The sequence below is a fragment of the bacterium genome (assembly GCA_024226335.1).
In the GTDB taxonomy this organism is placed as follows: Bacteria; Myxococcota_A; UBA9160; order SZUA-336; family SZUA-336; genus JAAELY01.
Map to the genome: position 1 here is coordinate 1 of JAAELY010000431.1, position 6597 is coordinate 6597.

General features: G+C 64.1%; 6 protein-coding genes and 1 pseudogene. 4 read left to right on the forward strand and 3 right to left on the reverse strand.

Annotation, left to right across the window (positions count from 1 at the left end):
* The first annotated feature begins 174 nt into the window (after positions 1-174).
* A complete protein-coding gene (locus GY725_20825; GenBank protein MCP4006631.1) occupies positions 175-408 on the forward strand; it encodes a hypothetical protein in 234 nt (77 codons plus the stop codon).
* Positions 409-448: 40 nt separating this feature from the next.
* On the opposite strand, the gene GY725_20830 is transcribed toward GY725_20825, so the two are convergent.
* The gene (locus tag GY725_20830) at positions 449-1849 is read right to left on the reverse strand and encodes a DUF3500 domain-containing protein (protein MCP4006632.1); all 1401 of its coding nucleotides are present in this window, start codon (positions 1847-1849) and stop codon (positions 449-451) included.
* A 110-nt stretch (positions 1850-1959) separates the two neighbouring features.
* Entirely contained in the window at positions 1960-2835 is an 876-nt protein-coding gene (locus GY725_20835) for a hypothetical protein (protein ID MCP4006633.1), read from the reverse strand.
* Positions 2836-2892: 57 nt separating this feature from the next.
* Here GY725_20835 and GY725_20840 point away from each other — a divergent pair, with 57 nt between their 5' ends.
* From GY725_20840 to GY725_20850, 3 genes are read left to right on the forward strand one after another with little or no spacing between them, the layout of a single operon-like run.
* Positions 2893-3810: a transporter substrate-binding domain-containing protein gene (locus tag GY725_20840; GenBank protein MCP4006634.1), complete on the forward strand. Its 918-nt coding sequence runs from the start codon at positions 2893-2895 to the stop codon at positions 3808-3810.
* The gene (locus tag GY725_20845; GenBank protein MCP4006635.1) at positions 3807-4646 is read left to right on the forward strand and encodes a transporter substrate-binding domain-containing protein; all 840 of its coding nucleotides are present in this window, start codon (positions 3807-3809) and stop codon (positions 4644-4646) included. Before GY725_20840 ends, GY725_20845 begins: the two co-directional genes overlap by 4 nt.
* Before the next feature lie 9 nt (positions 4647-4655).
* Positions 4656-6104, forward strand: coding sequence for a M48 family metalloprotease (locus GY725_20850; GenBank protein ID MCP4006636.1), 1449 nt, complete (start codon positions 4656-4658; stop codon positions 6102-6104).
* Positions 6105-6269: 165 nt separating this feature from the next.
* On the opposite strand, the pseudogene GY725_20855 reads toward GY725_20850, so the two are convergent.
* A pseudogene (locus GY725_20855) lies at positions 6270-6461 on the reverse strand (transposase).
* Positions 6462-6597: the final 136 nt, after the last annotated feature.

Genomic DNA, 6597 nt, shown 5'->3' on the forward strand with positions numbered 1-6597 from the left:
AGCGAGAAGCGGGAGTCGCCGCCTGAGCAAGAAGCGTGATCCGATCGCAGATCCGTAGATCTGCAGAGGGTCGCGCGACGCAGCGCAGGCGGATGCATCGCGCTTCGCAGCCGCAGCCTCCCTGTGCAGAGGTTCCCTAGCGGTTGTTGGGATCCGGCAGTCGGAGAATCTGGGATGATGCTGCCGGTGAACCGAACAACGGGTGTCGTCATCGGCGCGGGCTTTGGAACAACTTGGGGCAAGTCGCCGACCGCTTTCGGCTGGCCCGGTGTCGGCGGAGAGATCGGCTTCGTCGAGCCTGCGACGGGTATCTCCTTCGCGTTCTTGCAGGACGGCGGGCTCGACCCACTCGATACCTTCAAACGCGCGGCGCGGATGACGAACCTGGCGCTTGCGTTGGGGCGGTAGCTGAGGAGGCAGGCGAGGCGGTAAGGCGAGAGCCTGGCCTTTACGCTGCAAAGCCGGATCGCTTTAGGTACGAGATCGTCGTTTCGCGTAGCGAGTTGCCGCCGTCGATCGATGTGGCGTTCGTAAGGCCGTAGTTCTTGGGGTGGTTTGCAGCCCAGTCGATGGTTGCGATGCGATACGTACTGGTATCTTGCAGTTTCTCTCCGGCGGTGCTCAACCGGGCGGCGATGGCACCATCAACGTCCCGACCCCGGACTTCCAGAATCTCGATCGTCGACTTCCAGCTTTCCAGGTTGTAGATATCGCCCGAGCGAATCATCCCGGCACGCAGCCTGCCCGCCACGCTGTTGCGCGGATAAAATGCGAAGTCGACACCACCGTGCTCCAGCATGACGGATTCGAACAGGCGTTCGACACCCTCGACATCGAGTGCGTTCGGGTTCACCGCCAATGCTTCGCCGAGGCTCAGTGGTTTCTCCCCGTCCATCGCCACGTTGAAGAACGCGTGGAGATGAGGCTCACCCCTGTAGTGAAAAACCGCAGCCGGAGATTCCAGTCGGAATATTTGCGACGCACCATCGCCTGCAAGCCTTCCACCCTGAAAGTCCTGTTTGTAGTCGGCGAAGTGAAAGACTTCGATCCCTCCGCCTTTCGCGATGCATTCCCAAGCATAGGCCGAATCTTCTTCTCGATAGTTCTCGAGGACCCCGGCAACCACTGCCCGCGCCATCTTTCGCTTCTCAGCCGAAAGGTCCGCGACCGCGATCCCGTCGAATGAAACCCCAGCGCCTCGCACCTCGACCGCCGTTTGCGGCGGCGCCAAGGAAAGGCGCGCCATCCCCCTCTCGGCCGGGGTTAGCGCGCCGTAGAGTCGCTGACCCAGCTCGAGTTGATAGCGGTAGATGTTGTTTGGAAGCCCAATTTCTCCGTCACTGCGCTGATCGCCGTAGACCTGCGGTCCGCCGAACGCGACGGCTTCGAGGTTGCGACCTCCGATGCGAAGATTGATGTGCGGGCCCGTTACATGAACTTGAAAGTGTTTATCGTGCGGTGTGCCCGCAAAAAGTAGGCGCGTGGCGTGGACGCCGGGGACTTCGAGAAGGAGTTGGTTGGGCACGCGTGAGCGGCCGACGGGTGAAAGCGAAGCGTGGAAAAGATCGGTCAGAATTGACCGTGCCTTATAGTCGAGCCCCACCGCCAGGATGCCGCCGGTATCAACACCTCGGTTGTGGAACTGGCGAAGCGGGTGGTCGTAAGGCACGAACGCCTGTTCGTGGTTCCCGTCACTGAGCCGCTCGAATAGCCGGGTGGCAAGTTCGGTGACAGGGGCCAGCTCGCGGCTTGGGCTGGGCGCGACGAGGAGCCTCCAACCAACGCCCGCTACGGCGGTCACGGCCAGGCCTGAGCCGTACTTCAGTAGTTGCCTGCGTGTTGCGCCCATTCGTTGGCTTCCCATAGCTACCCGCGAGAATCTAGCTTTGGCTTCGAATTGCGCGCGACACGGTGGGGTTTCACGCTGAATCCTGAACTTGTTTGCCACATCCGCTTGATTCAACCTACATACCTAGCAGAGTTCGAGAAACTGGTCGAGCGCGCTTGAGCGCGGTCTAAGGGGAACCTCAGATGCGTCACGCAATTACGATTTTCGCTCTGTCGATCACATTCGCGCGCACCTTTCGCCGCGCTATCGCCGGCGCTCCCGAAGTTCGCGATCAGGCCTTTGAGTGGGAGCGTCGCGCGCAGCTGGCGGACCCGACCGCTGAGCTCGTTCGACAGCCGGGCGGGCAGCAGACCGCGGGTCCTTGCGACCGCGCCCAATACCGCGCCTGTCAGCGTTGCAGCGAGTTCCCTCATCTCGACGCCGCCCTCCTCGACGCCGCCCTCCTCGACGCCCACGTTCTTCAGGTGGATCTCCGAGATGGGGACGCTCAGGTCGGGCGTCGATACGCCGCGGACCTCCAGCTTCGCGTGCGCGGTGATGTTCCGGATGTACAGATCGCGGATGACGAAGTTCGTGCCCGAGCCCTCCGCGCCGACCGACGGCTCACTTTCGACGCGGTTCAGGCTGTCGAGCACCTTGCCATAGTTGGTGGCGCCTCCGGCTCGCTCGATAAAGACGTCGAGACCGTCGAGCTCCATGAGGGAGATCTCGACCAGGTCGTCGGTGAGCGTATCCAGCTCGACCTTCGCCCTTCCCTGGTTCAGCGCCAGAAAGCGCGGGCTCGAGAAGCCCTTCGGGTTCTCCACTTCCAGACCACCGAGGCTGATGCGGCCGGCCAGCGGCCGTAGCCGGAACGAGCCCGGCGTGGTCTGCACCCCCATCGCGCCGGTCGCCTCGGTCTCGATCAACGACCGTGCGACCTGGTTGAGGTACAGGTAGACGCCGCCGACGACTACGGCGACCAGCACGAAGCCGACGATGGCCATTCGGAGAATCCAGCGCATCAGGGACTCGTTTGGGGCAGAACGCCCTGGAGCAGCAGGATGACGCTGCCGGTGACGGTGAGCAAGACGCTGACTTGTGGCGCGATGGCGCAATGGGTAAAACATGGTGCCCAGGGAGGTCCCATGCCAAGGATCGTGTTCGTCTTCTTAGCGGCGCTCTCCGGGCTGCTCGTCGCCGGCTGTGCCAGCTCGGGCGGTGGGCTGCTCGGCCTGGGCTCCAGGTCGCCCGTGATCGATCGCATCCAGGCGACCGGCGAGCTTCGCGTGGGAATGGCCGGCGACTACCCACCACTGAACGGCATTGATCGTGCTGGCGAGAACTTCGGCCTGGAGTTCGACCTCGCGCAGTTCCTGGCACGCAGCCTGCGGGTGGAGCTGAAGGTCGTGAACCGCCCGTTCGCCGAGCTGATCGACGCGCTCGAAGCGAACGAGGTCGACGCAGTGATGTCCGGCATGACCATGACGCCCGAGCGCAACCAGCGAGTGGCGTTTGCCGGGCCCTACTTCATCTCGGGAAAGGGCGTGGTGGCCCACAAGAGTTCGGCGCTCGACACGGACTCGTCGATCAAGGATCTCGACAAGACCGGCGTCACGCTGACGGCGCTCGAGGGCACGACCAGCCTGTCGCTGCTGCGCGGGGAGATGCGGCAGGCCAAAGTGGTGGCCTCGAAGGACTACGAGGAGGCGGCCCGACAAGTGCTTGCCAACGAAGTCGATGCCCTGGTCGCGGACTACCCGGTCTGTGTGGTCGCGTGGGCGAAAAATCGCGACGAGGGACTACGCCTCTGGCCCGATCCCCTGGCCTTCGAGCCGATCGGCGTTGCCGTGCCCGACAACGATCCGCTCTTCCTCAACCTGGTGCAGAACTACATCGCCAGCCTCGAAGGAACCGGCTTGCTCAAACAGCTGCGCGCCCGCTGGTTCGAGGACGCGTCCTGGATCAGGAGGCTCCCATGAAGCGCTCGAGCCTCCTGCTGGTCGCCCTGGCCCTGTGCGGCTGCGCCGGCCTCATCGACGGCTGGCCGGCCCGGTCTGGCGACGGACGCCCGGCTGCGACGGGCGCCACCTACCTGCAGCGCGTGCTCGAAGCCGGCGAGCTGCGCGTCGGCACTTCGGCCGATCTGCCGCCGCTGACGATGCACGACAAGCGCGGAGAGCTGATCGGCCTGGAGGTCGATCTCGCCCGTGCGCTCGGAGACGCCATGGGACTGCAGGTGCGGTTCATCGAGAAACCGTTTGCCGAGCTGCTGCCGACCCTGGCACGCGGCGACGTCGACATGGTGGTGTCGGGGCTCACGATGACGCCCGAACGCAACGCGCGCTTCGCATTCGCGGGACCGTACTTCATTTCGGGCACGTCGATCCTGAGCAAGTCGCTCGAGATCGCGAGCACCATGGATCCCGCAGCCCTCGACGACCCGGAGCGAATCTACGTCGCGCTCGAGGGCTCGACCAGCGCGCGCCTGGTGGCCGACCGCATGTCGAAATCGCGCCTGGTCACGGCGCCGGACTACCAGGCCGGCATACGGATGGTGATCGAGGGTCAAGCCCATGCGCTGGTCGCCGACTTCCAGGTCTGCAACCTGGCGCGCTGGCGAAACCCCGATGCCGGCCTTCACTCGATGGCGACGCCCTTCACCACCGAGCCTCTCGGCATCGCATTGCCGCCGAACGCGCCGCTGCTGCTGAACCTGGTTTCCAACTACCTGAACACCCTCGAGGCCACGGGCATGCTTGCGCAGCTCAAAGCCAAGTGGCTCTCCGACGGTTCCTGGACAGCCGAATTGCCCTGAACGAAAAGCATGAGCCCCCCCCCCATCCACGCTTTCGCGATCGCGCTCTTCCTGCTGGCGCTCGTACCAGCCGCCTCTCCGGCAGAGGAGGAAGGCGAGAAGAAGCGCCGCACCCCCACTGTCCTGCTGTCCGAGTACGACGACAAGGACATAGGCAAGGAAGCCTCCAAGGACGTGGCCGCCCAGATCGGGCTGATCGACAACGACGAGCTGACGGCCTACGTGAACGCGATCGGCAGCAAGCTGCTGCGCTCGATCCCCAGACGCTCCTTCGATTACAAGTTCCGCGTAGTCGACCAGGTCGAGCCGAACGCGTTTGCGCTGCCGGGCGGCTTCATCTTCGTGTCGCGCGGCCTTCTGGCGCTGGCGAACGACGAAGACGAACTGGCCTGCGTGCTCGGCCACGAGATCACGCATGTCACCAAGCGGCACGCCGCGGCGCAACAGGGCGTGCAGCGCGGCCAGTTCCCGCTGCTGGGTCCGTGGATCCGCGCGGGACGCATGGCCGCCTACTCGCGTGACCTGGAATACAGTGCGGATCGCGGCGGGCAGATCCTGTGCGCAGCGGCGGGCTACGACCCGCGTGGCATGGCGACCTTTCTCGACTCGCTCATGCAGAGCGAGAAGCTCACGCACGGCTATTCGCGGAACGCGAGCTTCCTCGACTCGCACCCCTCTTCGGGGCAGCGCTCCACCATCGCCCGGGTGCAAGCCAGCGAAATGCGCTGGCAGCGCGACGCGTCCATCGGCGATCCACGCGAGTCGCTCTTGCGCCGTACCGAGGGGCTTTCCGTCGGACAGCGCCCCGAATCAGGCATGTTTCTCGGCAACGTCTTCATGCACCCGGACCTCGACTTCAAGCTGCGCTTTCCGGCCCGCTGGAAGAAGGCGAATTCCAACTCGACGGTGGGGGCGCAAGCACCGCGGGGAGACGCGTTCGTGTTCCTGACGGGCGACGTACCGCCCGGCGATCCCAGAGAAGTGGCCGAGGCCTGGCTCGCCCAGGGCCGGGCAGAAGGCGCACGACTGCAGGACTCAGGTCCCATGCGGGTGGGGCACGCGCAGGCCTGGCGCCTGGATCTCACGATGCTCTCGCCGCAGTACGTGCGTTCCCACGTCACGTTCGTTCCGCACGACGGTTCCACGTTTCGGATCACGGGCGCGGGAATCTCCGAGAAGGGCCTCAAGAGCACGATGGCCACCACGCGCAGTTTTCGCAGGTTGACCGAGGAGGACCGCGCGGTATTGAAGGCCACCAGGCTGCGTCTGGTCGAGGCGAAAGAAGGTGAGGATCTCGCGACCCTCGGCAAGCGCTCGAACAACGCGTGGGACCCGTACACGACGTCGGTGAACAACGCGATCTCGGCGAGCCATGTCTTCGCGGGCGGCGAACTGGTGAAGATCGCGCGCGAGGAGGCCTACACCCCAAGGCCCAAGAAGACGGAATCCACAGAATAGGACGCCCTCGACCCTGCGCGCAGGCGATGGTGCGGAAGGGTAGACCCCTCCGAGCATGCGACATCTCTGGTGGATCCCATTGTGCTTTGCGCTGATCGTCATGGCCGTGGGGACCTACGTGTACCGGAGCCTGTGACCTGCCTGGTTTCTTCGGACCAATGATTCCTAGAAAACGGCTTGTTCAGGGCTCCTTGTTGAGATGCTCTTTGCGTACTCCGCTGGCGTGAGATTGTTGAGACTCGAGTGCGGCCTCACCCCGTTGTACATCTTCCGCCAGTCCTCGATCGCGACCTTCGCATCGATTCGATTCGTAAACCACTGCATCCCGAGACACTCGTCTCGGAACTTCCCGTTGAAGCGTAACCGGTCAATGATCGCCGTCCTTCCCGGTTCCCCAGTTGCGGTGTAGATCTTCCTGGCAACCAGAGGGAGGTGAGCGATGGGTGTTCGATCGAAGCGTGTTCGTCGGAGTTGAGAAGAGTGGCAGCGGATC